The organism is Pseudomonas sp. Z1-29 (assembly GCF_051131995.1).
Taxonomy (GTDB): Bacteria; Pseudomonadota; Gammaproteobacteria; order Pseudomonadales; family Pseudomonadaceae; genus Aquipseudomonas.
On record NZ_CP071645.1, the window covers coordinates 126,813 to 147,907 of the forward strand.

Below are 21,095 nucleotides of genomic sequence, written 5' to 3' on the forward strand. Positions count from 1 at the left end.
AAGTCTAGTGTCGGATTGCGGAAGCGCGTCAGCCCATGTTGGAAGATTCGATCCTCGAATAAATCGGCTCAAGATCAGAAAGTAAAGTCGATTGCCTAACCCTTTCCTCGAATCCAAATTGTCTAGCAACAACCTTAACTGCTCTAACATATGAAGCACTGCAGAATGGCGAAACTACAATTCCATCAATCAAAGAGGCGCAGTCAATAGGGGCGGTGTGTGCCTTAAAAGTTTCAATATCATCTAGCTTAGCTCCTTTAATTTGCATATACGCTCGCACTTCCCGTTCATGAGCATAGGAGCTTCTCTTATAAATAGGGTCAAGAAACGCTTTTTGGTCATACGCGCTCATCACTGCATCATATTCATTTTGCGTTGCGTGCGTATAACTGATGTATCGAACTCTTGCAATCTTACCGTCGAAATCAGCACCAAGTGCATCTGCAAGTTTTCCAACCGTCGTGCGGATTGCTACTGCTTTTCCTGTATCGCCATACAATTTCCACATTGCTTCGGACTCATCATCACCTTGATACCAGCAAGACACTACTCTCGCTTGGAACAATCTCTTGGCAAAGACTCTGAAATTACTTAGATCTTCAGAACCGTTATCGTCACTTGAACAATACATGGAGGGCGGGCATTTATCCTTGATAACTTTAAGTACTCCGGGTGGAGGATAGCCCTCATAAGGATCGCTTGCGTTATATGTTCCTAAGGTAGCCATAAATAGCGCCTTATCATCTAGAAGATTAAGAAGTCTATCGAGAGTGATGTATCGCCAAACAACCTCTTCGCCAGTGAGGTCGCCCACTAATGTCGCTGACATCTGTCCCCCCTTATAATAGATATTGATCAAGTTCGTGATGCAAGCCTTGACAGAACGCTCATATCGAAATACTACAGTGTAGGTCATCGCCTAATCCCGATTCTACAAGGAATTCGGTTGTATGTTCGGGATGGCTGTAGCAATTTAAAGGATCGGGCGACTATACCTCTATTGCTTGAGATAAGGCGCCCTCGGTGAGGTTGTCGGCGCCGGGTTCTCACGCTCATGAGCCAGATTTAAGCATTCGCTCCAGAATAGAGCGCCAGTCCCATGGGGCTATTGTTCGGATAAAAAAAACAAGCCACCGATGTTTTTTTTGGAATCAGGGTTTGGGTTTACAGAATGTGGCGGTGGAGGAGAGATTCGAACGCCCAATACGTTTGCCATCATAATCGCTTCTCACGATACATCGTCACTGTCTGCTTATGGCCGTTTTCGGTCATTCTCGAAGGGCAGAGGCAAAAAGAAACCCGGCGCAGAACGCCGGATTTTATCATTGGGACAAAATACTACCGCCGCGGCTCCACGTTATTCAACACCTCATTCGCCAACAACGAACTCAGCTCAATCAACTGCTGAATCCCCAGCGCCACATGACGCCGTGTCCCATCCAGATCAAACGCCAGATCACTCACCATGGCATCAGCCGAAGCCAGGGTTTCGCTGAGGTTGGCGAGCAGGCATTCGTTATCGAGGCCTTTCACGACGGTGAATAGCTGCCCCGGTTTGAGGTCGTCTTGAGATTCTTCCGGTTTCGGTTCGGTGGTTTCGTCTTGTTGCTTGGCTTTGGATTTTGCGGAGGTAGAGGTGGAACCAGCCTCTGGCTGGTTCGGAGTTTCTTTGAACATGCTCACGTTTCCTTTGTTAGTAGCCGCTACCGTCTCGCTACTAAACGAAAGGGAGGCAGCTGTGCGCAAGTTAGTAGACCGGTAGGAAAACGGAAAACCCGGCGCGCCCGAAGGCGCCATGCGCACAGCCACCATCGAGTGCAGGCAATGCCCGACTGATGAGACTCATGCGACCGTATCCTTAACCGGGCTACTAAACCCGACCACTGATGGGCAGTGGCAGGAAGACAATAGAACCCAGGGGCAAGGCGCACAAGCGGGCGGATTCTGGCGTAGTTGTAGGCAAAGGCGCAAGGATGCGTAGCTAGATGGGCGTTGTAGGCGGGGGCTGTAGGAGAGGGGTGTTTTGGCGATGCAGGTGGGTTGTTTTGCTCAATCCAGCAGCACGAAATGATTTGAATCCAACCCCCCCCGTTTCAGAGAATTGTCCCCTTACCCCAAAAGGATACGGGCGATGAAGTTCGAAGGGACTTTCCAATACATGGGTAATCACGGGATCGTCTTCAACGTCTCGCAGATCACCCTCACCGACAGCGAACGTGGACGCTTGCGCGAGCTGCATTTTGGCGAGGCAAAACACGCTCACTATGTAGTCAACAGCAAGGTCGTCGAGGTATACGACAAGATGCAGGCCAGGGGCCTGCCTTGCGTGATGATGATCGGCATCTCCAGGCCGCTGACCCGACAACAGGGCGATGCCCTCAACGCCCAGGGCACCACGATCGCCACCCGTGCAGCCGCGGCCTTCGCTTCCGCCGCCAAGGCCGTGGCCCCCCTTACATGGCGGCATCTGTAGGGGTGGCTGTGCGCACGTATACCAATCAAATTCTACCTACCTACCATGCGGGCGACGTACTGGTCAGCATCGAGGCGCAGGTCAACGGCGGCATCGGCCCGCAACGCACCCTCTCGACATTGATCATCAAGGCCTGACCGGAGACGTACATGTCCGAAATTACTCAATTGGTCATTGCCTTGGTGGTGTCCTTTCTTCTTGATCGATTCCTCAAGCCCTATCTGCTACGTAAGTGGCTAGGCGTGGTGTTGATGGCGGCGGGTGTGGTTGGCTGCTTTGTGGCAGGTCAGAAGCGCTTGTTGGGGTTTGATCTGGGGTTGCTGGCGGTTTTTGCCGTGGCGATAGGGATGGGATTGTTCTCGAAGCGGCGGCGGTTTGAGGAGGTTGGCTGAGTGGAAAAAAGGGCGGATCTCACATCCGAAAAGATCTGGGTCGCCTATGGAATGCTAGCGATGTATAGCTAAAGCTAGCTAGCTTAGCTAGCGTTAGCTATCTCTCTGTAGGTATTGGTATTTTTGCGCAGAAACCGGGGATAGACCACGATTTGGGCTCATCTGTAATCGGACTGTCTCATAATCGTGGTCTGTCCCCGTTTCCCGCCGTTTCCCCGCAACTGCGCGCGCAGCCCTTGCAGGAGAGCTTCTGACTTGGATAGGCAATGAAGTGCTTTTTTCCAGAAGCCGTCTTGCTTCCAAAATGAATACATGAACTAATTGTCCCGAGTCCCGGGATCCGGGACATGTGGTTCGAGGTAGACATGAAAGGTCAAGACATTGGCGTACTCCTCAAATTAATTTGTCTGCAACGACACGAATTGCGCGGGAAGGCTATGGCTGCCTGGCCGCATGACTGGAAAGACTGGAAGAGCCTTGAAGAGGATCCTTTGGGAGCAACGGAAGAAGAGCTGGATCAGGATGTCGGAATCATCAGCCTTTCACGCTATACGGCCCGCTCTCTGGAGATGCAGACTGGCATCAGCAAGACTCAGATAAACCGCTCGCTCAAACACTGTATGGACATTGGTCTGGCCAGGAACGACCGCAAGCTAAATGTTCCCAGGGTCAATACTAAAGCGCTGCTGGAGTTCATCGTTTACGGTGTGAAATATGTTTTTCCTGTTCGACCCAGCGAACTGACTCGTGGCATTTCGACCAGCTTTGCCGCCCCTGTGCTGGCCAATCAGCTTCTCAGCGCTGGAGAGCACCCGCTGGTTTGGTCATACGCACGCGGCAACACCATGGGCATGAAGGTTGAACCGCTGTTCAAGACAGCGCCCGACGCGGCGAGAAGGGACCCGGAAATGTACGCGCTACTCGCCTTGGTCGACGCAGTACGCCTCGGCCAGCCACGCGAAAGCAATCTGGCAGCAAAAAACCTGCAAGAGCGCTTGGAGTTTCGATGACCGTATTCAATGTCCTGCGAGACATGCTTAAAGAGGTTGCCAAGGCCCTTGGGCCCGATATGTGCCAGCAGATGACCTTTGTTGGTGGTTGTACCACCGGTCTGCTGTTGACCGATGACTTCACCCGCGAGCAGGTCCGAAGTACGGAAGATGTCGATCTGATCGTGCATGTTATGGGGGCGATAGGCTTCGTACGCTTACAAGAACAGCTTTCCCTGCGAGGCTTTCGGCTCAGCCCGAACGACGAGGGGGATGACCTACCGATCTGCGCTATGAAGCTGGGCGAGTTGCGCGTCGATTTCATGCCGGACGACGACACCCTCGGATTCAGCAATCGTTGGTACAAAGACGCCATGGCCACTGCAACGCCATACGAGCTGGATGCGGAAACCACCATCAATCTGGTCAGCCCCGTCTACTTTGTAGCCACCAAACTGGAGGCTTGGAAAGGCCGTGGCCGTGGCGATGCGCTAACCAGCCGAGACATTGAGGACATTCTCCACTTGGTCGACGGGCGCTCCGAGTTGTTGGGCGAAATTCAGAGCGCCAAGGTTGAGGTCAGCACTTACATAAGCCACGAAGTCGCCAAGTTGCTGGACAATAACAATTTCGAGTATGCGGTAAGCGCCCAATCTAGAGGCGATTCAGATCGAGAAAATTTGTTGTTCGAACGTCTGGAGTCACTGGCCGGAGTCCGTCCTTGACGCAAATTGACTGGAGCAGCCGTCAAGGATGGCGGACACAAAGCAACAATGATGCCGCCGCTGTCGGTCAAAAAGGTCACTTCCTGCTGGCAATGCTGGTGGATGCAGCCGAGAGAGGTGAGGGTCAGGCCCTGGCGCGACACTGGGCCCAAATCATTGTCAGAAACGCACTTGTCGCCAACGAGCCGCCGAGTACGGCCAGCCTGCTCGATGTGATGCGCGTCGAACAGCATAAGCTGCGCCATCAGCACCTGCATGCCGTCGCCAGCTACTGCTGCGCGCTTATCGACCTGCGGTTGCAGCACCTGTATCTCCTGCACGTGGGAGATTGCCGGGCCGGCATCCGCCAGAGCAGCGGTCATATCGATTGGCTGACCCGTCCGCATGATCTGAGCCAGCAGCCCATTTGGCCTTCCTCATACGCGGAGGCTTCGCAGTACCGCCATATGCTGACCCGCTCTTTGAATGCAAAGCGCTTCTACGTTCCGGAATGCCAGAATATCCCCTTTCCCGCGGATGCCAGTCTGGTCCTTTGCAGCGATGGTTACTGGTACGAACATCAACAATTGGGTGTTGCTCTGCAAAAAGTAGAGGACGACACGAGTATCCTGGCTTTGCAGCCGAACAAACCTGCTCGCGCCCCAACGAACAGCGAAGGGCTTTTCGTCATTTCGGTATGAGCGAATCGATTAACCCGACTTGATAGGCATCAGATAATCGCTTTTGGGCCGGTTTTGGCTTCTAGCAACGAGCAGCTTCTGGTCGTCCCCCCCCCCCCGAACCACCCCTCAGCTCCCCTCATTGTTGCAACTGGCCGCGTGCTTGAGATACGTCAGGGTTTTCCGCTCACCCATCGAATCAAGGTAGGTGATTTGCGCATTCACCAACCCGCAGGTCTGGCCACTGTCTTCGGTCAGCGAGACCACTTTGTCGATGTCCAGGTGGGTGCCGTAGGAATAGCTTTCGCTGGTTGCTTTGTCCTGGGCCAAGGCGGGTAATGCGCCGGCGCTCAGAGCGGTGATCAGGCAAGCAGTCGCGATGGTCTTCAGGTTCATGGTCGTTTCCCTTCAATGAGTTGATGGCGCTCATTTAAAGCCCGTGAGGTATCTCGGCTGTGTCGAAAAACGCCGTGGTTGGATGCGTTACGTATCTGAGGTGAATTGCGATACAGATCGATACAATCGCCACTGTTTTTGCTTGGCTCTGGCTTGATCCAAGGCTGGATAAGCTGAACGCACGGTGCGTAGCCAACCGGCAACCGGGCATCGTCACACTGCGCAATCGATGCGCGCATTTCGGAGAGCAGGGCATGGAACATGTCGATCACGTATTGATCGTGGATGATGATCGGGAAATCAGGGAGCTGGTCGGCAATTACCTGGTGAAGAATGGCCTGCGCACCACCGTGGTCGCCGATGGCCGTCAGATGCGGGCCTTTCTCGAAGCCAATCAGGTGGATCTGATCGTGCTCGACATCATGATGCCGGGGGATGATGGGCTGCTGCTGTGCCGGGAACTGCGCGCCGGCAAGCATAAGGCGACACCGGTGCTGATGCTGACGGCTCGCAGCGACGAGACTGACCGCATCATTGGCCTGGAGATGGGCGCCGATGACTATCTGGCCAAACCCTTCGCGGCCCGTGAGCTGCTCGCGCGCATCAACGCGGTGCTGCGGCGCACCCGCATGCTGCCGCCGAACTTTGTCGTGACCGAAAGCGGTCGGATGCTCAAGTTCGGCCGCTGGCGCCTCGACACCACTGCCCGCCATCTGCTCGATGAAGACGACACGCTGGTCTCGCTGAGCGGCGCCGAGTACCGGCTGCTGCGGGTTTTTCTCGATCATCCGCAGCGGGTGTTGAGCCGCGACCAGTTGCTCAACCTGACGCAGGGCCGTGACGCCGACATTTTCGACCGTTCCATTGACCTGCTGGTCAGCCGCGTGCGCCAGCGCTTGTTGGATGACGCTCGCGAGCCGCTCTACTTGAAGACGGTGCGCAACGAAGGGTACGTCTTTACCTTTGCGGTGGAAATGCTTGAGGAGCAGGCATGAAACTCGCGTTGCAATGGCCCCGCACGCTGGCCTCGCGGCTGTGGCTGGTGTTCCTTGTCGGCTTGATACTGGCCCAGGCCCTGACGTTCGCAGCCCAGTACTACGAACGCTACGAAAGCACCAAGACGGCGATGTTGGGCAATTTCGAGCACGACACGGCGACCTCCATCGCCATCCTCGACCGTCTGCCGGCCGCCGAACGCCTGGAATGGACCAAACGTCTGCAGCGTCGCAACTATGACTATTTGCTGCGCGAACATGATCCCGGCATTCCGCTCACTTCGAACGATCTCGCGGCGACGGCGGCGCAATCCCTTCAAGTCTCGCTGGGCCGCAACTATGACCTGACCATTGTCGAGATCCCTGGTCCACGCCAGCATTTCCAAGCCCAGGTGCGATTGGCTGACGGCAGCCCGGTGACCATCGATGTGCGTCCCTCGGTCAGGCCGTTGTCGCCCTGGTTGCCCTTTGCCCTGGTCGGTCAGTTGCTGTTGATGATCGGCTGCACCTGGCTTGCCGTGCGGATCGCGATACGCCCGCTCAGTCGACTGGCCGAGGCGGTCGAGAACCTCGACCCGAATGCCCATCCCGTGCCGTTGGACGAAACCGGTCCACGGGAAGTGGCCTACGCCGCCCGGGCCTTCAACAGCATGCAGGCGCGCATTGCCGCTTACCTGAAAGAGCGCATGCATTTGCTTGCGGCGATTTCCCACGACTTGCAGACGCCCATCACGCGCATGAAGCTGCGCGCGGAGTTCATGGACGACTCGGTGGAGAAAGACAAACTGGGCAACGACCTGAACGAAATCGAGCACCTGGTGCGCGAGGGTGTCGCTTATGCGCGCAGTGTCCATGGTGCGACGGAGACCAGTTGCCGCATCAGTCTGGATTCTTTCCTCGACAGCCTGGTGTGTGACTATCAGGACACCGGCCGCGAGGTCAGTCTGCGCGGCCAGAACGGCGCGATCATCGAGACAAGGCCCCATGCCCTGCGGCGTGTTCTGGTGAATCTGGTGGATAACGCGCTGAAGTACGCCGGCACCGCCGAGGTGGAAATCCACGGCGATGCGAGCACGGGCGTTTCCATCAGTGTGCTCGACCGAGGGCCGGGCATTCCCGAGGAAATCCTGGCAGAGGTGGTCAAGCCGTTCTACCGGGTGGAAAGCTCACGCAACCGCAGCTCTGGCGGCACCGGCCTGGGGCTTGCCATCGCTCAACAGTTGACCGTCGCGATTGGTGGCTCACTGAGCCTGCGCAACCGCGACGGCGGCGGTCTTTGCGTGACCCTCGACTTCGGCGTCGATCAGTAGGCCGAGCTGGCTGCACGTCACGTGCAGCCGCTACTGCCGGATCATCGGCATGCATTTGTAAGCCACTGTATCCAGCGCATCTACATACGCAAAAAAACGCATAACGGCCGGGTGTCGAACATTTCCGGTATACATGCCGCTGCAAGAATTCTCCCCATCAACTCGCCATCGGATCCCCCGAATGGCGAGCCCTGACCTAAGGAGATCTTGCGATGAATACCCAGTCCCAACGCGCTCAAGCAGCCAACCAAGCCCAGGCCGGCAGCTATATCACCACCCAGGACGGCGTACAGCTGTATTACAAGGACTGGGGTCCGAAAGATGGGCCAGTCGTCACCTTCAGCCATGGCTGGCCGCTGAATTCGGATAGCTGGGAGTCGCAGATGCTGTTCCTGGCGGACCAAGGCTATCGAGTGATCGCCCACGACCGCCGCGGCCATGGCCGTTCCAGCCAGCCGTGGGAAGGCAACGACATGGATCACTATGCCGATGACCTGGCCGCTGTGATCAACACACTGGACCTTAACGACGTGACCCTGGTGGGCTTCTCGACCGGTGGTGGCGAAATCACCCGCTACATCGGCCGCCACGGCACCGACCGGGTGAAGAAGGCCGCACTGATCAGCGCCGTTCCGCCGATGATGCTCCAGACCGAAGACTACCCAGGCGGCTTGCCGATCGAGGTGTTCGACGGCCTGCGCAGGGCCTCGCTGGACAACCGCTCACAGCTGTATCGCGACATTGCGTCTGGGCCGTTCTTCGGCTTCAACCGCGACGGGGCGAAAGTCTCCCAAGGGCTGATCGATTCGTTCTGGGTGCAGGGCATGCAAGCGGGCCACAAAAACACCTATGACTGCATCGCAGCGTTCTCGGCGACAGACTTCCGCGCCGACCTGGCCAGGTTCGACGTGCCGACACTGATCGTGCATGGCGACGATGACCAGATCGTCCCGATTGACGCCTCCGCCCATGCCGCCGCCGAGCTGGTGCAGAACGCCGAGTTGATCGTCTATCCGGGCGCCCCGCACGGCCTGACCGACACCCACAAGGACCGACTCAACCAGGATCTGTTGGACTTCCTGGCCAAGTGAACCCATCGCTGCAGCGTCACCCCTCCAATCAATGAAAAAAGGAATGATCATGCTCACTATCAAATCGCTGTTGGCCGTCACCATCACCGCTGCGCTGGCACTCGCATCCGTCCAAAGCGCAACCGCCGCGCAACCCGATGCCGCCAAGCCCACCATCGTGCTGGTGCATGGCGCATTCGCCGAATCGTCCAGCTGGAATGGCGTTGCCGCCCAGTTGCTGACCCAGGGTTATCCGGTCGTTGCCGCGGCCAACCCGCTGCGGGGCGTGAAGCAGGACGCCGATTACGTCGCTGATATCGTCGAGCAAACCGCCGGCCCGGTGATCCTGGTAGGTCATTCCTACGGCGGCGCCGTGATCACCAACGCCGTGCACGACAACCCCAAGGTCAAGGCGCTTGTCTACGTCGCGGCCTTCGCGCCGGACAGAGGCGAAACCGCCATCGAACTGTCCGGTCGCTACCCTGGCGGCACCCTTGGCCCGACCTTGGCTGCTCCGGTGCAGTTGGACGACGGCAATAAGGATCTCTACATCCAGCAGGACAAATTCGGCCAGCAGTTTGCCGCCGACGTCGCAGCGGCGGACTCCGCCCTGATGGCCGCGACACAACGCCCAATCAGCGAGGCTGCATTGAAGGAAGCGTCTGGCGACCCGGCCTGGAAAAAACTGCCGTCCTGGTTCATCTACGGCTCGGCGGACAAGAACATCCCCGAGGCCGCCCTGAAGTTCATGGCCGAACGCGCGGGCTCGAAGAAGACTGTCACCGTTCAAGGGGCTTCCCATGTGGTGATGACCTCCAACCCGCAGAAAGTCGCGGAGTTGATCATTGAAGCGGCGCAGGCCAGTTCCAAAGGATGACCGCGTAAAGCGGGGCGACTGACCTAAAAGCCTCATCCGTTTGTCTTCGAGAAGAACCAAAAACCCGGCACAGGTGGCCGGGTTTTTTCGTTGGGGCATAAATACTATTGCCGCGGTTCCACGACCTCAGCTCAATCAGCGGCTAGTACTCTGCGCCACATGACGCCTCGATCCATCCAGACCAAATGTCAGGTCACTCACCATGGCGGCGCGCAGTGTGCAGCCTTGGGCTCGGTATTCGGTTCGACACAACCCCCTGTGGCGAGGGAGCTTGCTCCCGCTGGCCTGCGCAGCAGGCCCCTGCATTCCTCCAGGCAAACCGCATCGCCCGGTTTTGCGACTGCTGCGCAGCCGAGCGGGAGCAAGCTCCCTCGCCACGGGCGGTGTCTGGGCTGGCGTCATCGCGAGCAAGCTTTGCTCCCACAGGTTTGTGGCTTAACTGACCGGCAGTCACCGCTCTGCGCTTCACTCTGGGTGTGCTTAAGCCAAAGTCGGCGAACCAGGAGCCCAGCTCCGATATCGCTTTCCCCTACTCCTGCTTTGCCAGCAGAAAGACCTTGAGGTGTTGAATCACCTGCTCTGGTTGGTCTTCATGAACATACAACTTGGCCTTGTCGATGCTGATAAAGCCGGCAAGGTTGGCAAAGCTTCGGCTCATCTCAATGGCATACGGCTCAGGGAAGGTATCGTCCTGCCGCCCCCAGATCAGCAAGGTCTGCGCCTCGATCTGGCCATGAAGGCGGCTCAAGGCATCGAGCTGCGGCCAATCAAGCACTGCGATAAAGGCGCACCGGGCTTGCTCCATGCTCTGCGCGGACTGGATCAGCGGCGCGATAAAGCGCCGATGAAAGCTGCCGAGCAAGTGCTGGTGATCGTAGAGCGTTCCGCCAAACCCCCGCTTCGAACACAGATAGGCAGCACTTCTTAGCTGGATGCGAGCAAGCGCGCCGTATCCCGGTAACCAACGCGCCAGTTGTTTGTACAGACGCTGGTTGGGTGCGCGATGCCCAGGTATTTCGCTATTGAGCAGAATCAACTTGGCCACGCGGCCGGCGTCCCAAAGTGCAAGGTAGCGGGCGGCGATACCGCCGCTGTCATTACCCAACAGGCTATAGCCCTGCGCAATGCCCAAGGCCGCAAGTAAACCCTGGAGCAAACGCGCCTGGCCGGCGGGGCTCAGATCATGTTCTGTTGACCAAGCTGTCATGCCTGCGCCAGGGAGATCCGGCACAATGCAACGAAAGCCTGAGGCAAGCGCATCGACCAACGGCGCAAAGGTATCGCCATTAAGTGGCCAGCCGTGCAGCATCAGCAGTACCGGACCTGTTCCACAGTCGCGATAACCAAAACGCAGCCCTTCGATACTGATGAATTGATGCGGCGCGGCAAGAAAGCCGCTGGCGTATGCATTCATTGTGCTGCCTCAAGTGCTGTGGAGTTTCGGCCAATGTAGTGGCAGACAGGGCGAGCGACTTGTAAGAACCAACTGACTTGAGGACGCCGTGCAGAGTTTTTTGATCCTGGGCAATCAGCTCACCCTGTATGTCGGGCCGCTACCCGACATCAGCCTCCATCGACATAGCGCCAGCGCTCTATGCCTCGGGTTACAGGCGCCGATTCAGGCACGGGGCACCGACGCAAGCCCATGGCAGCGTTACGATCAGTTATTCGTGCCAGCAGGTGTCGCGCATGCTTTGGCGTTTGCCGGGCAATCTGTGGCGGTGTTGTTCTTTGAGAAACAGAGCCGCCTCTATCAGCAGTTGCTGCTGCGTTACAACCTATCTACCGAGCACTTGAGCGATCCCGGGCCGAGCGCTGGCAACTGGCTGACGGAACTCAAAGGGTTGACGGGCCGCGATGTGCAGGAAGGCGAAGCCCTTCTCGGGCAAATCGCCATGCGCTTGCTGCCCGATACGGGCGAGTCGAACTACGCAGACCCACGGGTACTCAAGGTGCTGGATGCGATGCAGGCGCAGCCCCAGCGCAATTTCACCACCCAGGAACTGTCGGCCCTCGTTTGTCTGTCGCCAAGCCGCCTTTCTGCACTGTTCAACCAGGCCATGGGGCTGCCGCTGAGGCGCTACCGGGTGTGGCTGCGTCTGCGCGCGCTGGTCAGTTTTGTCAGCCAGGGGCTATCGCTCACCGAAGCCGCGCAGATGGCGGGGTTCAGCGACTCAGCCCACTTCAGCAACAGTTGCCGCAAGCTACTGGGGGTCAAGCCGACTGACGTGCTTGCTGGCGATGATCTACGCATCCTCTTTTCCAATCGCCTGTGAACAGCCTTTATGATCCTCGCTACACATTGCGTCGATCTCAAAGCCACCATCAAGAACAGAGTCAGGGTCTGTAAAGCGACCTGGCGCAGAGCAGCTTTTGTGGCGAGGGAGCTTGCTCCCGCTGGCCTGCGCAGCAGGCCCCCGCATTTCTTCAGGCAAACCGTATCGTCCGGTCTTGCGGCTGCTGCGCAACCGAGCGGGAGCAAGCTCCGTCGCCACAGGTCTTGCATCGTTTATTTGTGTTTCAGCATCTCCGGCAACTGCGCCACCAACTTCTGATTATTCATCGGCGCCCGAATAAACCCGCGTTGGGTGCCGTCCGGGCCGATGACGGCGAGGTTGCCGCTGTGGTCGACGGTGTAGTTGGGCTTGCTGGTGTCCGCCGGGATGAACGGGATGCTTACCGCGTTGGCGAGTTTTTGCAGGTCTTGCACCGAGGCGGCGGTCAGGCCGATGAACTGCGGGTCGAAGTAACCCAGGTACTGCTTGAGTTGCTTGGGCGTGTCGCGGTTCGGGTCGACGCTCACCAGCACGATCTGCAACTTGGCCACCGCCTCGGGCGGCAGCTCGCTCTTGATCTGGCGCAGCTGGGCGAGGGTGGTCGGGCAGATGTCCGGGCAGAAGGTGTAGCCGAAGAACAGCAGGCTCCATTTGTCTTTCAGCTCGTTCATCGTCACTGGTTGGCCGTCCTGGTCGGTCATTTTCACGTCCGGCAGGTTGCGGCTTTGCGGCAGCAGGATGATGCCAGCGTCAATCAGTGCGGTCGGGTCGCCCTGGCCTTTGCCAGACAGCACTTTATTGATGGTCAGGCCGAGAATCAGTGCGATCACGGCCACGAGGATGAAGACGGTTTTCTGGGTTCGGGTCATAGGCTCAACAGTAAGTAGTGATCTACAAGCAGGGCGATGAACAGCAGGAACAAGTACCAGATAGAGTACTTGAACGTGTTGATCGCCGCGTGCGGCCGACTGCCACGGTACAGCACCACGGCCCATTGCAGGAACCTGGCGCCCAGTACAAGCGCGCACGCCAGGTACAGCAACCCGCTCATCTGGATCACGAACGGCATCAGGCTGACCGCCAGCAGCACCAGGGTGTACAGCAGGATATGGATCTTGGTGTAGTGCTCGCCGTGGGTCACCGGCAGCATCGGGATATCAGCCTTGGCGTATTCCTCCTTGCGATGGATCGCCAGGGCCCAGAAATGTGGTGGCGTCCAGGCGAAGATGATCAACACCAGCAGCAACGGTTCGGCGCTGACGTGACCGGTGGCCGCGACCCAGCCCAGCAACGGTGGCGCTGCGCCTGCGAGGCCGCCAATGACGATGTTCTGAGGCGTCGCGCGCTTGAGAAACCCGGTGTAGATCACCGCGTAGCCGAGCAGCGAGGCCAGGGTCAGCCAGGCGGTCAGCGGATTGGTGAACACCAGCAGCAGTGCCTGACCGGCCAGCGCCAGTGCCAGGGCGAACGTCAGCGCGGCGGCCGGCGAGACCCGGCCCTCGGCCAATGGCCGCTTGTGAGTGCGCGCCATCACCGCGTCGATACGCCGGTCCACCACGTGGTTGACCGCCGCCGCGCCACCGGCGCACAGCGCAATTCCCAGATTGCCGAACACCAGCACCGTCCAGGGCACTCCGGCACGGGTCGCGAGGAACATGCCGACCAGCGAGGTGATCAGCATCAACACCACCACCTTGGGTTTGGTCAGCTCCAGGTAATCGCGCCAGATCGCCTGGCTGTTGCGTGTACCGGTCAGGGTTGCCATGGCATCTCTCCTTTGATCGTGATGGGGCCGACGCCGTGTTCAGGCGGATTGAAGCGCCAGCGCAGCGGGACCTGATGCCGTACCCGGACCAGGCTGGTCCGGGCGTGGTAGTTGACCAGCACCAGGCTCAGCAACAGCGCGGCGCCCCCAGCGTTATGGGCCACCGCCACCGGCAGCGGCAGATGAAACACGACGTTGCTTATACCCAGGGTAATTTGCGCTGCGAGTGCGGCGAGGACCAGTCCCGCCAGTCGGGTCATGCCCACAGTCTTGAGCTGCCAGGCCAGCCCCAGCAGCACCACCGTCACCAGCAAGGCGCCGATGCGGTGGGTTACATGGATGGCGGTGCGGGCGTCGCTGTCCAGTTGCCCACCGAGGTAATTCGGGCCGATGTGCTGGGTCAGGTGGAAGCCATTGGCGAAATCGGCGGGCGGCATCCATTGGCCGTGGCAGGTAGGAAAGTCGATACAGGCCACCGCGGCGTAATTGGAGCTGACCCAACCGCCCAGGGCGATCTGGCCGATCACCAGCAACAGCCCAGCCGTGGCCCAGTGTTGCAGGCGCTTGGGCACGGTCAGCGCCGGCAACACACCGGACAATCTCAGCGTGAGCAAAAACAGCAGGCTCAACGTCGCGAACCCGCCCAGCAAATGCCCGGTGACGACTTGCGGCCAGAGCTTGAGCGTGACGGTCCACATGCCGAACGCCGCTTGGGCGAACACCACCGCCAGCAGGAACAGCGGCAGTTTTAATGGCAGGCCGGGGTGGCGGCGGTTTGTCCAGGCGCGGGCGGCCAGCGCGGCAATCATCAGTGCCAACGCACCGGCGAAATAGCGATGGACCATTTCGTTCCAGCCTTTATGGGCTTCCACCGGGGTGTCGGGAAAATGCAACTCGGCATGGGCCAGTTGGGCTTCGCCCTTGGGCACGCTGATGAAACCGTAGCAACCGGGCCAATCGGGGCAACCGAGGCCGGCGTGAGTCAGGCGGGTGTAGGCGCCCAACAGTACGACAATCAATGCCAGCAACGTGGCAAACAGCGCGAGGCGAAATCCAGGCTTGGCCATGTCGATGCCCTTATCCGATGTTGGACAATTTCAGCAGGTGGCGCAGGTCGTTGAGCAGGTCTTTGCCCTTGACCCGGGCGTCGTAGCGCAGCACCAGGTTGCTGTGGGGGTCGATGATCCACAACTGGGCGCCGCCGGAGCCCTGGGCGCCTTTCTGATAGGCCGGCAGGTCCAGCGGATAACGTTGTAGTTGCGGATATTCGCGCTGCAGTTGGGCGTCGTATTCCGCCTCCAGCGGTTGCGCTATCGCCAGGGCATGGCTGGCGCGGCCGGCCTCGCGGCCCAGGCCGATCTGCACCTGCCGGGCCAGGTACACCAGTTGCCGGCAATCCACCGAGCACTCCTGCGGCGCCGTTACCAGGATCTGCCAGCGCTGCTCGTCGGCCTGCACGCCGATGTCCGCGCGGGACTGGCCGTTGCCGATCAACTCGCCGTGATAGCTGCGGCTGTCCGGAACCCAGAACTGGAACTTGTACATGCCGGTGGCGAGGATCATCGGGCCGACCACGCCCAGCACAATCAACAGCAATTGCACGCGTCCCTTGCGCCGGCTTCGTGCGTCGGGCGCGTCAGACATGTTGGTTGGATTCATGGTGCTTCCCATGGTGTCTCCCTGCGTTGTGCCATCCGAGATAAAGGAAAAGGCCGAACAGCGCCGCCGCCATGGCGAACCACTGCACGGCATAACCAAGGTGTTTTTCCGGGCCCATGGCAACCACCGGCCAATCGGTCCGGTAGGCGCCAGGGCCGCTTTGTTGTCTCAATTCGTAGGCGAAGCCGCCGCGGCCCAGTTCGGCCCAGAGCTTCTGCGGTTCGATAGCGGTGACCAGCCGCGGCCACGGGGCGCTGGCCGGGTCGGCGTGCAGTTGGAACGTGGCGCCGGGCGCGACGTAGACCCAGGCTTGCAGGTCGATGGGTTGCTCGGGCGTATTGAAGACTGGCGGCGTACGGCGATCAGGCCAGGGCAGCCAGCCGCGATTGACCAGCAACCACAGCCCGCTGGCGTGGTCGAGGAACGGTTGCAGCAGTTCGACGCCGACCTTGCCGTCGTGCTGGCGGTTATCCAGCAGCAGGCTGTGTTCGGCGTCGAACTGGCCGTGCAGGCTGACGAGACGAAAGGCCGGATCCGTTGTTTGCGAAAGCTCCACGCTGTCCATCGGCTTGGCCACGCGCCGCTCGGCGTAGGTGTCCATGAGCAGGCGTTTCTGCTCGCCCCGGCTCAATTGCCAGAACCCCAGGCACACCATCACCGGCACCAGCACGGCCACCACCAGCGACGGCACGAGGCCCGGCCGGAACCCTTTCATGACGCCGGCCGAAAGCTGTAGAACGGGATAGCTATACTCACGTGCATCGCGTTCCCCCGGAGTGTTTCTGATGCTAAAAGCAGCCATCGTCCTGATGCTGATCGCCACGATTGCCAGCCTGTTCAGCGGCTTGTTTTTTCTGGTCAAGGACGACAGCAATTCCAATCGCCTGGTCATCGCCCTGGCGATTCGTGTCAGCCTGGCCGTCGTCACCGTCGGCTTGATCGCCTGGGGCTTTTTCAGCGGCCAGTTGGTGTCCCATGCTCCTTGGTAAAAAGCCGCCCTGATAACGGTTGCCTCAGAGTATGTAGACGAAGAAGAACAAGCCGATCCACACCACATCGACGAAGTGCCAATACCAGCTCGCGGCCTCGAAGCCGAACTGATGCTCGTTGTCGAAATGCCCGCGCATGATGCGCATCAGCATCACGAACAGAATGATCGTGCCGATGGTGACGTGGGCGCCGTGGAAGCCGGTGAGCATGAAGAACGTCGCGCCATAGATCCCCGAGCCCAGGGTCAGGCCCAGTTCCTTGTAGGCGTGGATGTATTCCTCGGCCTGGAAACCCAGGAAGGCGCAACCCAGCAGCACGGTGATCGCCAGCCAGATTTTCAGCGCGCCGCGATGACCTTTCTTCAGGGCATGGTGGGCGATGGTGACGGTGACGCTGGAGCTGACCAGCAGGATCGTGTTGAGCAGCGGCAAGCCCCACGGGCTGATGACGTCCTTGGGCGCCGGAAAGAGTTTCGGATCGGGGTTGTTCAGCAACGGCCAGACGTATTCGAAGTTCGGCCAGAGCATTTCCGACAGGCCCTTGCTGCCTTCGCCGGCCAGGCCGGGGGCCGACACCACGCGCACGTAGAACAGCGCGCCAAAGAAGGCGACGAAGAACATCACCTCGGAAAAGATGAACCAGCTCATGCCCCAGCGGAATGAGCGATCGAGCTGTGCGCTGTAGAGCCCGGCGCGGCTTTCCTTGATGACCGCGCCAAACCAGCCGAACAGCATGTAGGCCAGCAGCAGGCCGCCGACGAAGAAAATCAGCGGGCCGTGGGAATCCGGGCGCGCCGCTTTCAGGTCGTTGAACCAGGTCGCCAAGCCATACACCGTGACGAACATCCCGACCGTGGCGATGATCGGCCATTTGCTCTGGGCCGGAACGTAATAGTGCTCATGAGTTGCCATTTATTGTTCTCCTTATCGGGCACGCTATCGGTCAGTGTTGTTTACAGCCACCGGTGGATGACGAGCGGTGATATCGAACAGCGTGTAGGACAGCGTCAGGTGCTTCACTTCCTTGGGCATGTCCCGGTCGACGATGAAGCGCATGGGCATTTCGATGCGTTCGCCGGGTTGCAGCACTTGCTGGGTAAAACAGAAACATTCGGTCTTGTGGAAATAGGCCGCAGCGTTGCTCGGCGAAATGCTCGGAACCGCCTGGGCGCTCATCGGCCGATCGGTGGGGTTATGGGCGATGAACACCATCTCGTTGACCGCCCCCGGCTTGACCACCAACTGGTCACCCCTTGGGTAGAAGTCCCAGACCATGTCCACCGAGTTGGTCGACAAGAACTGCACCCGGACCTGCCGCGACTCATCAACGGTTTGCTCGCCCGTGTACTGCCCGCCCGTTTTACCGTTGATGCCGAACGCCTTGCACATCACGTCGTAGATCGGCACCAGGGCAAACCCGAAGGCAAACATGGCCACCACCACCAGCAACAGGCGGGTGACCAGTTTTTTCAGCGAGATCGAGTCAGCCATGGCCTGCGCTCCTCACCGAGAACCCTGTGGGAGCGAGCCTGCTCGCGAAAGATGCGACGCGGTGTGCCAGGCATACCGCTTTCGCGAGCAGGCTCGCTCCCACCGAAGCTGGCGTGTTCATTTCACTTCCGGCGGCGTGGTGAAGGTGTGATATGGCGCCGGCGACGGCACGCTCCATTCCAGCCCTTCGGCGCCATCCCACGGTTTGGCCGGCGCCGGTTCACCGCCACGGATGGTCTTGATCACGATGAACAGGAAGAAGATCTGCGTGGTGCCGAACATGAAGGCGCCGATGGACGAGACCATGTTGAAATCGGCGAACTGCAGGTTGTAGTCGGGAATCCGCCGGGGCATGCCCGCCAGGCCGACGAAGTGCATCGGGAAGAACGCCATGTTCATGCCGATGAACGAGAGCCAGAAGTGCAGCTTGCCGAGGGTTTCGTCGTACATGTGGCCGGTCCATTTCGGCAGCCAGTAGTAGGCCGAGGCGAAAATCCCGAAGATCGCACCAGGCACCAGCACGTAGTGGAAATGCGCGACCACGAAGTAGGTGTCCTGGTACTGGAAGTCCGCCGGCGCGATAGCCAGCATCAGCCCGGAGAAACCGCCGATGGAAAACAGGATCACGAACGCCACGGCAAACAGCATCGGTGTCTCGAAGGTCAGCGAGCCTTGCCACATGGTGCTCGCCCAGTTGAACACCTTCACCCCGGTGGGCACGGCGATCAGCAGGGTGGCGTACATGAAGAACAGTTCGCCCACCAGCGGGATGCCGACCACGAACATGTGGTGCGCCCAGACGATGAACGAGAGGAAGGCAATGGCCGCCGTGGCGTAGACCATCGAGGTGTAGCCGAACAGCGGCTTGCGCGAGAATGCCGGGATGATCGAGCTGACGGCACCGAAGGCCGGCAGGATCATGATGTACACCTCGGGGTGGCCGAAGAACCAGAACACATGCTGGAACAGCACCGGGTCACCGCCACCGGCGGCGTTGAAGAAGCTGGTGCCGAAGTGGATGTCCATCAGCATCATCGTCACGCAGCCGGCCAGCACCGGCATCACCGCAATCAGCAGGAAAGCGGTGATCAGCCAGGTCCAGACGAACAGCGGCATCTTCATCAGTGTCATGCCGGGGGCGCGCAGGTTGAGGATGGTGGCGACCACGTTGATCGCGCCCATGATCGAGCTGATGCCCATCAGGTGGATGGCAAAGATGAAGAACGTCACGCTTTCCGGCGCATAGGTGGTGGACAGCGGCGCGTAGAAGGTCCAGCCGAAGTTCGGTCCGCCGCCCGGTGTGAACAGGGTGGAGACCAGCATCAGGAACGCCGCCGGCAACAGCCAGAAACTGAAGTTGTTCATCCGCGGCAGGGCCATGTCCGGCGCGCCGATCATCAGCGGGACCATCCAGTTGGCGAGGCCGACGAAGGCCGGCATCACCGCGCCGAAGACCATCACCAGGCCATGCATGGTGGTCATCTGGTTGAAGAATTCCGGCTGCACGATCTGCAGGCCGGGCTGGAACAGCTCGGCGCGGATCACCATGGCGAACGAGCCGCCCAGCAGGAACATGGAGAACGCGAACCACAGGTACAGCGTGCCGATGTCCTTGTGGTTGGTGGTCAGTACCCAGCGCATCAGGCCCTTGGCGGGGCCGTGGGCGTGGTCGGCGCCGGCATGACCGTGGTCATCGATCACAGCACTCATGTCCTGTCTCCTTCGAACGAATGGGCTGGTCGGCGCGGGGCAACGAGCCCCGACCGGTTGCGGGAACAGACGTCAGGGCGGCTCATTGGCTTTCTGCCTGTTTGAGTTCCAGCACTTCTTTAGGCGTAACCATGTCGCCCTTGTTGTTGCCCCAGGCGTTACGCTCATAGGTCACTACCGCGGCGATATCGACTTCCGATAGCTGTTTGCCGAACGCGGCCATGGAGGTGCCGGGCTTGCCGTGGAAGACAATGTTCAAGTGATCCTTGATTGGCCCGGTGGCGATTTTCGAACCCTTGAGCGCCGGGAACATCGGCGGCAGGCCCTGGCCTTCGGCCTGGTGACAGGCCACGCAAGTGGTGTGGTAGACCTTGTCGCCACGTTCCTTGAGTTCTTCCAGGGTCCATTCCTTGCTGGTCAGCTCTTTGAGCTGCGCGGCTTCGGCCTTGCGTTCGCCCAGCCATTTTTCGTAGTCGGGCTTGCTCTTGACCTCGACCACGATCGGCATGAAACCATGGTCCTTGCCGCACAGCTCGGCGCACTGGCCGCGATAAATGCCGGGCTTGTCGACGCGGGTCCAGGCTTCGTTGACGAACCCCGGAATGGCGTCGCGCTTGACGGCGAAGGCCGGCACCCACCACGAGTGGATCACGTCGGCGGAGGTCACCAGGAAGCGCACCTTGGCGTCAACTGGCAGCACCAGCGGCTTGTCGACTTCAAGCAGGTAGTGCTCGCCCTTGGTGCTCTGGTTGTGGATCTGTTCGGCAGGCGTGGCCAGGTTGCTGAAGAACTCGACGTCCTGGCCCAGGTATTTGTAGTGCCACTTCCATTGGTAGCCGGTGACCTGGACATCGATCTCCGATTCGCTGGAGTCGTACATCTTGATCAGCGTGGCGGTGGCGGGAACCGCCATGGCCACCAGGATCAGGAAGGGCACGATGGTCCAGAGGATTTCCACGCGGGTGTTTTCGTGGAAGTGGGCGGCGTTCTGCCCGGTTGAGCGGCGGTGCATCATCATCGACCAGAACATGGCGCCGAAGACGATGATGCCAATGACCACACAGATCCAGAAGATGGTCATGTGCAGGTCGAACACTGCGTTGCTGATCTGTGTCGCTCCAGGCGCCATATTCACAGTCCAGGCCGCTTGCGCCTGGCTGAAAATCGACCACAACAGGAGGCCCATCCATACGTGTGGATGTCGCGTCATTGCGGGTTCCCCTTATCGTTCTTGTTATCCCGTAGGCGTAACGCCTGCGGCAAGGGATCGGCATTCCAGACTGCTTACTTGACTCGCCGCGCCTTGCTGCACATGCAAT

Annotated in this window: 25 protein-coding genes; 12 read left to right on the forward strand and 13 right to left on the reverse strand. The window is 59.4% G+C overall.

Annotated features, from left to right (window positions below):
• Nucleotides 1-28: 28 nt before the first annotated feature.
• Nucleotides 29-916, reverse strand: a complete 888-nt coding sequence (locus J3P84_RS00585) for a DUF2971 domain-containing protein (RefSeq protein ID WP_434626992.1) — start codon at nucleotides 914-916, stop codon at nucleotides 29-31.
• A 422-nt stretch (nucleotides 917-1,338) separates the two neighbouring features.
• The gene (locus J3P84_RS00590) at nucleotides 1,339-1,677 is read right to left on the reverse strand and encodes a DUF6124 family protein (RefSeq protein ID WP_434626994.1); all 339 of its coding nucleotides are present in this window, start codon (nucleotides 1,675-1,677) and stop codon (nucleotides 1,339-1,341) included.
• A gap of 454 nt (nucleotides 1,678-2,131) precedes the next feature.
• On the opposite strand from J3P84_RS00590, the gene J3P84_RS00595 reads away from it, so the two are divergent.
• The 6 genes from J3P84_RS00595 to J3P84_RS00620 all read left to right on the forward strand — a co-directional run bounded on the left by J3P84_RS00595 (nucleotide 2,132) and on the right by J3P84_RS00620 (nucleotide 5,259).
• On the forward strand, nucleotides 2,132-2,473 hold the full coding sequence (locus J3P84_RS00595) for a hypothetical protein (protein ID WP_434626996.1): 342 nt from the start codon (nucleotides 2,132-2,134) through the stop codon (nucleotides 2,471-2,473).
• Between the two features lie 8 nt (nucleotides 2,474-2,481).
• Nucleotides 2,482-2,610: a hypothetical protein gene (locus J3P84_RS00600; RefSeq protein WP_434602303.1), complete on the forward strand. Its 129-nt coding sequence runs from the start codon at nucleotides 2,482-2,484 to the stop codon at nucleotides 2,608-2,610.
• A gap of 12 nt (nucleotides 2,611-2,622) precedes the next feature.
• Nucleotides 2,623-2,865: a hypothetical protein gene (locus J3P84_RS00605; protein ID WP_434626998.1), complete on the forward strand. Its 243-nt coding sequence runs from the start codon at nucleotides 2,623-2,625 to the stop codon at nucleotides 2,863-2,865.
• 347 nt (nucleotides 2,866-3,212) lie between these two features.
• A complete protein-coding gene (locus tag J3P84_RS00610) occupies nucleotides 3,213-3,875 on the forward strand; it encodes a hypothetical protein (protein ID WP_434627000.1) in 663 nt (220 codons plus the stop codon).
• The gene (locus J3P84_RS00615) at nucleotides 3,872-4,579 is read left to right on the forward strand and encodes a hypothetical protein (RefSeq protein WP_434627002.1); all 708 of its coding nucleotides are present in this window, start codon (nucleotides 3,872-3,874) and stop codon (nucleotides 4,577-4,579) included. The genes J3P84_RS00610 and J3P84_RS00615 overlap by 4 nt, the downstream gene beginning before the upstream one ends.
• Nucleotides 4,576-5,259, forward strand: coding sequence for a hypothetical protein (locus J3P84_RS00620; protein WP_434627004.1), 684 nt, complete (start codon nucleotides 4,576-4,578; stop codon nucleotides 5,257-5,259). The genes J3P84_RS00615 and J3P84_RS00620 overlap by 4 nt, the downstream gene beginning before the upstream one ends.
• Nucleotides 5,260-5,367: 108 nt before the next feature.
• Here J3P84_RS00620 and J3P84_RS00625 read toward each other — a convergent pair whose 3' ends face one another.
• Nucleotides 5,368-5,634, reverse strand: a complete 267-nt coding sequence (locus tag J3P84_RS00625) for a DUF2790 domain-containing protein (RefSeq protein ID WP_434627006.1) — start codon at nucleotides 5,632-5,634, stop codon at nucleotides 5,368-5,370.
• 254 nt (nucleotides 5,635-5,888) lie between these two features.
• On the opposite strand from J3P84_RS00625, the gene J3P84_RS00630 reads away from it, so the two are divergent.
• From J3P84_RS00630 to J3P84_RS00645, 4 genes are all read left to right on the forward strand, one after another.
• On the forward strand, nucleotides 5,889-6,629 hold the full coding sequence (locus J3P84_RS00630; RefSeq protein ID WP_186710633.1) for a response regulator: 741 nt from the start codon (nucleotides 5,889-5,891) through the stop codon (nucleotides 6,627-6,629).
• A complete protein-coding gene (locus J3P84_RS00635; protein WP_434627008.1) occupies nucleotides 6,626-7,939 on the forward strand; it encodes an ATP-binding protein in 1,314 nt (437 codons plus the stop codon). Before J3P84_RS00630 ends, J3P84_RS00635 begins: the two co-directional genes overlap by 4 nt.
• Nucleotides 7,940-8,151: 212 nt before the next feature.
• A complete protein-coding gene (locus J3P84_RS00640; protein ID WP_434627010.1) occupies nucleotides 8,152-9,030 on the forward strand; it encodes an alpha/beta fold hydrolase in 879 nt (292 codons plus the stop codon).
• Between the two features lie 43 nt (nucleotides 9,031-9,073).
• Complete coding sequence (locus tag J3P84_RS00645) at nucleotides 9,074-9,886, forward strand: alpha/beta fold hydrolase (protein WP_434627012.1); 813 nt, start codon at nucleotides 9,074-9,076, stop codon at nucleotides 9,884-9,886.
• A 529-nt stretch (nucleotides 9,887-10,415) separates the two neighbouring features.
• Here the strand turns inward: J3P84_RS00645 and J3P84_RS00650 are convergent.
• Entirely contained in the window at nucleotides 10,416-11,300 is an 885-nt protein-coding gene (locus J3P84_RS00650) for an alpha/beta fold hydrolase (RefSeq protein WP_434627014.1), read from the reverse strand.
• Nucleotides 11,301-11,388: 88 nt separating this feature from the next.
• Here J3P84_RS00650 and J3P84_RS00655 point away from each other — a divergent pair, with 88 nt between their 5' ends.
• Complete coding sequence (locus tag J3P84_RS00655; protein WP_434627016.1) at nucleotides 11,389-12,162, forward strand: helix-turn-helix domain-containing protein; 774 nt, start codon at nucleotides 11,389-11,391, stop codon at nucleotides 12,160-12,162.
• Between the two features lie 233 nt (nucleotides 12,163-12,395).
• On the opposite strand, the gene J3P84_RS00660 is transcribed toward J3P84_RS00655, so the two are convergent.
• From J3P84_RS00660 to J3P84_RS00680, 5 genes are read right to left on the reverse strand one after another with little or no spacing between them, the layout of a single operon-like run.
• Nucleotides 12,396-13,031, reverse strand: a complete 636-nt coding sequence (locus J3P84_RS00660; protein WP_434627018.1) for an SCO family protein — start codon at nucleotides 13,029-13,031, stop codon at nucleotides 12,396-12,398.
• Entirely contained in the window at nucleotides 13,028-13,927 is a 900-nt protein-coding gene (gene cyoE, locus J3P84_RS00665) for a heme o synthase (protein ID WP_434627020.1), read from the reverse strand. The genes J3P84_RS00660 and cyoE overlap by 4 nt, the downstream gene beginning before the upstream one ends.
• Entirely contained in the window at nucleotides 13,915-14,994 is a 1,080-nt protein-coding gene (locus J3P84_RS00670) for a COX15/CtaA family protein (RefSeq protein ID WP_434627022.1), read from the reverse strand. The genes cyoE and J3P84_RS00670 overlap by 13 nt, the downstream gene beginning before the upstream one ends.
• Nucleotides 14,995-15,004: 10 nt before the next feature.
• Nucleotides 15,005-15,598, reverse strand: a complete 594-nt coding sequence (locus J3P84_RS00675) for a hypothetical protein (RefSeq protein WP_434570817.1) — start codon at nucleotides 15,596-15,598, stop codon at nucleotides 15,005-15,007.
• The gene (locus J3P84_RS00680) at nucleotides 15,564-16,301 is read right to left on the reverse strand and encodes an SURF1 family protein (protein ID WP_434627025.1); all 738 of its coding nucleotides are present in this window, start codon (nucleotides 16,299-16,301) and stop codon (nucleotides 15,564-15,566) included. Before J3P84_RS00680 ends, J3P84_RS00675 begins: the two co-directional genes overlap by 35 nt.
• A gap of 70 nt (nucleotides 16,302-16,371) precedes the next feature.
• Here J3P84_RS00680 and J3P84_RS00685 point away from each other — a divergent pair, with 70 nt between their 5' ends.
• A complete protein-coding gene (locus J3P84_RS00685; protein ID WP_305497823.1) occupies nucleotides 16,372-16,575 on the forward strand; it encodes a twin transmembrane helix small protein in 204 nt (67 codons plus the stop codon).
• Nucleotides 16,576-16,599: 24 nt separating this feature from the next.
• On the opposite strand, the gene J3P84_RS00690 is transcribed toward J3P84_RS00685, so the two are convergent.
• The 4 genes from J3P84_RS00690 to coxB form a co-directional block, all read right to left on the reverse strand.
• Nucleotides 16,600-17,487 carry a cytochrome c oxidase subunit 3 gene (locus J3P84_RS00690; RefSeq protein WP_305497825.1) on the reverse strand — a complete coding sequence of 296 codons (888 nt, stop codon included), beginning with the start codon at nucleotides 17,485-17,487 and terminating at the stop codon, nucleotides 16,600-16,602.
• A gap of 24 nt (nucleotides 17,488-17,511) precedes the next feature.
• A complete protein-coding gene (locus tag J3P84_RS00695; protein ID WP_434627028.1) occupies nucleotides 17,512-18,066 on the reverse strand; it encodes a cytochrome c oxidase assembly protein in 555 nt (184 codons plus the stop codon).
• Nucleotides 18,067-18,183: 117 nt separating this feature from the next.
• Nucleotides 18,184-19,776 (reverse strand): cytochrome c oxidase subunit I, encoded by a 1,593-nt coding sequence (ctaD, locus tag J3P84_RS00700; RefSeq protein WP_305497829.1) that lies wholly within the window; start codon nucleotides 19,774-19,776, stop codon nucleotides 18,184-18,186.
• 82 nt (nucleotides 19,777-19,858) lie between these two features.
• Nucleotides 19,859-20,986, reverse strand: coding sequence for a cytochrome c oxidase subunit II (gene coxB, locus J3P84_RS00705; protein WP_305497831.1), 1,128 nt, complete (start codon nucleotides 20,984-20,986; stop codon nucleotides 19,859-19,861).
• Nucleotides 20,987-21,095 lie beyond the last annotated feature (109 nt).

Excerpts from the sequence above, each read along its gene's own strand:
- J3P84_RS00585 (WP_434626992.1), bottom strand. The coding sequence starts at position 916 with ATGACCTACACTGTAGTATTTCGATATGAGCGTTCTGTCAAGGCTTGC.
- J3P84_RS00590 (WP_434626994.1), bottom strand. The coding sequence starts at position 1,677 with ATGTTCAAAGAAACTCCGAACCAGCCAGAGGCTGGTTCCACCTCTACC.
- J3P84_RS00595 (WP_434626996.1), top strand. The coding sequence starts at position 2,132 with ATGAAGTTCGAAGGGACTTTCCAATACATGGGTAATCACGGGATCGTC.
- J3P84_RS00605 (WP_434626998.1), top strand. The coding sequence starts at position 2,623 with ATGTCCGAAATTACTCAATTGGTCATTGCCTTGGTGGTGTCCTTTCTT.
- J3P84_RS00610 (WP_434627000.1), top strand. The coding sequence starts at position 3,213 with ATGTGGTTCGAGGTAGACATGAAAGGTCAAGACATTGGCGTACTCCTC.
- J3P84_RS00615 (WP_434627002.1), top strand. The coding sequence starts at position 3,872 with ATGACCGTATTCAATGTCCTGCGAGACATGCTTAAAGAGGTTGCCAAG.
- J3P84_RS00625 (WP_434627006.1), bottom strand. The coding sequence starts at position 5,634 with ATGAACCTGAAGACCATCGCGACTGCTTGCCTGATCACCGCTCTGAGC.
- J3P84_RS00630 (WP_186710633.1), top strand. The coding sequence starts at position 5,889 with ATGGAACATGTCGATCACGTATTGATCGTGGATGATGATCGGGAAATC.
- J3P84_RS00635 (WP_434627008.1), top strand. The coding sequence starts at position 6,626 with ATGAAACTCGCGTTGCAATGGCCCCGCACGCTGGCCTCGCGGCTGTGG.
- J3P84_RS00640 (WP_434627010.1), top strand. The coding sequence starts at position 8,152 with ATGAATACCCAGTCCCAACGCGCTCAAGCAGCCAACCAAGCCCAGGCC.
- J3P84_RS00645 (WP_434627012.1), top strand. The coding sequence starts at position 9,074 with ATGATCATGCTCACTATCAAATCGCTGTTGGCCGTCACCATCACCGCT.
- J3P84_RS00650 (WP_434627014.1), bottom strand. The coding sequence starts at position 11,300 with ATGAATGCATACGCCAGCGGCTTTCTTGCCGCGCCGCATCAATTCATC.
- J3P84_RS00660 (WP_434627018.1), bottom strand. The coding sequence starts at position 13,031 with ATGACCCGAACCCAGAAAACCGTCTTCATCCTCGTGGCCGTGATCGCA.
- cyoE (WP_434627020.1), bottom strand. The coding sequence starts at position 13,927 with ATGGCAACCCTGACCGGTACACGCAACAGCCAGGCGATCTGGCGCGAT.
- J3P84_RS00670 (WP_434627022.1), bottom strand. The coding sequence starts at position 14,994 with ATGGCCAAGCCTGGATTTCGCCTCGCGCTGTTTGCCACGTTGCTGGCA.
- J3P84_RS00675 (WP_434570817.1), bottom strand. The coding sequence starts at position 15,598 with ATGGGAAGCACCATGAATCCAACCAACATGTCTGACGCGCCCGACGCA.
- J3P84_RS00680 (WP_434627025.1), bottom strand. The coding sequence starts at position 16,301 with ATGAAAGGGTTCCGGCCGGGCCTCGTGCCGTCGCTGGTGGTGGCCGTG.
- J3P84_RS00685 (WP_305497823.1), top strand. The coding sequence starts at position 16,372 with ATGCTAAAAGCAGCCATCGTCCTGATGCTGATCGCCACGATTGCCAGC.
- J3P84_RS00690 (WP_305497825.1), bottom strand. The coding sequence starts at position 17,487 with ATGGCAACTCATGAGCACTATTACGTTCCGGCCCAGAGCAAATGGCCG.
- J3P84_RS00695 (WP_434627028.1), bottom strand. The coding sequence starts at position 18,066 with ATGGCTGACTCGATCTCGCTGAAAAAACTGGTCACCCGCCTGTTGCTG.
- ctaD (WP_305497829.1), bottom strand. The coding sequence starts at position 19,776 with ATGAGTGCTGTGATCGATGACCACGGTCATGCCGGCGCCGACCACGCC.
- coxB (WP_305497831.1), bottom strand. The coding sequence starts at position 20,986 with ATGACGCGACATCCACACGTATGGATGGGCCTCCTGTTGTGGTCGATT.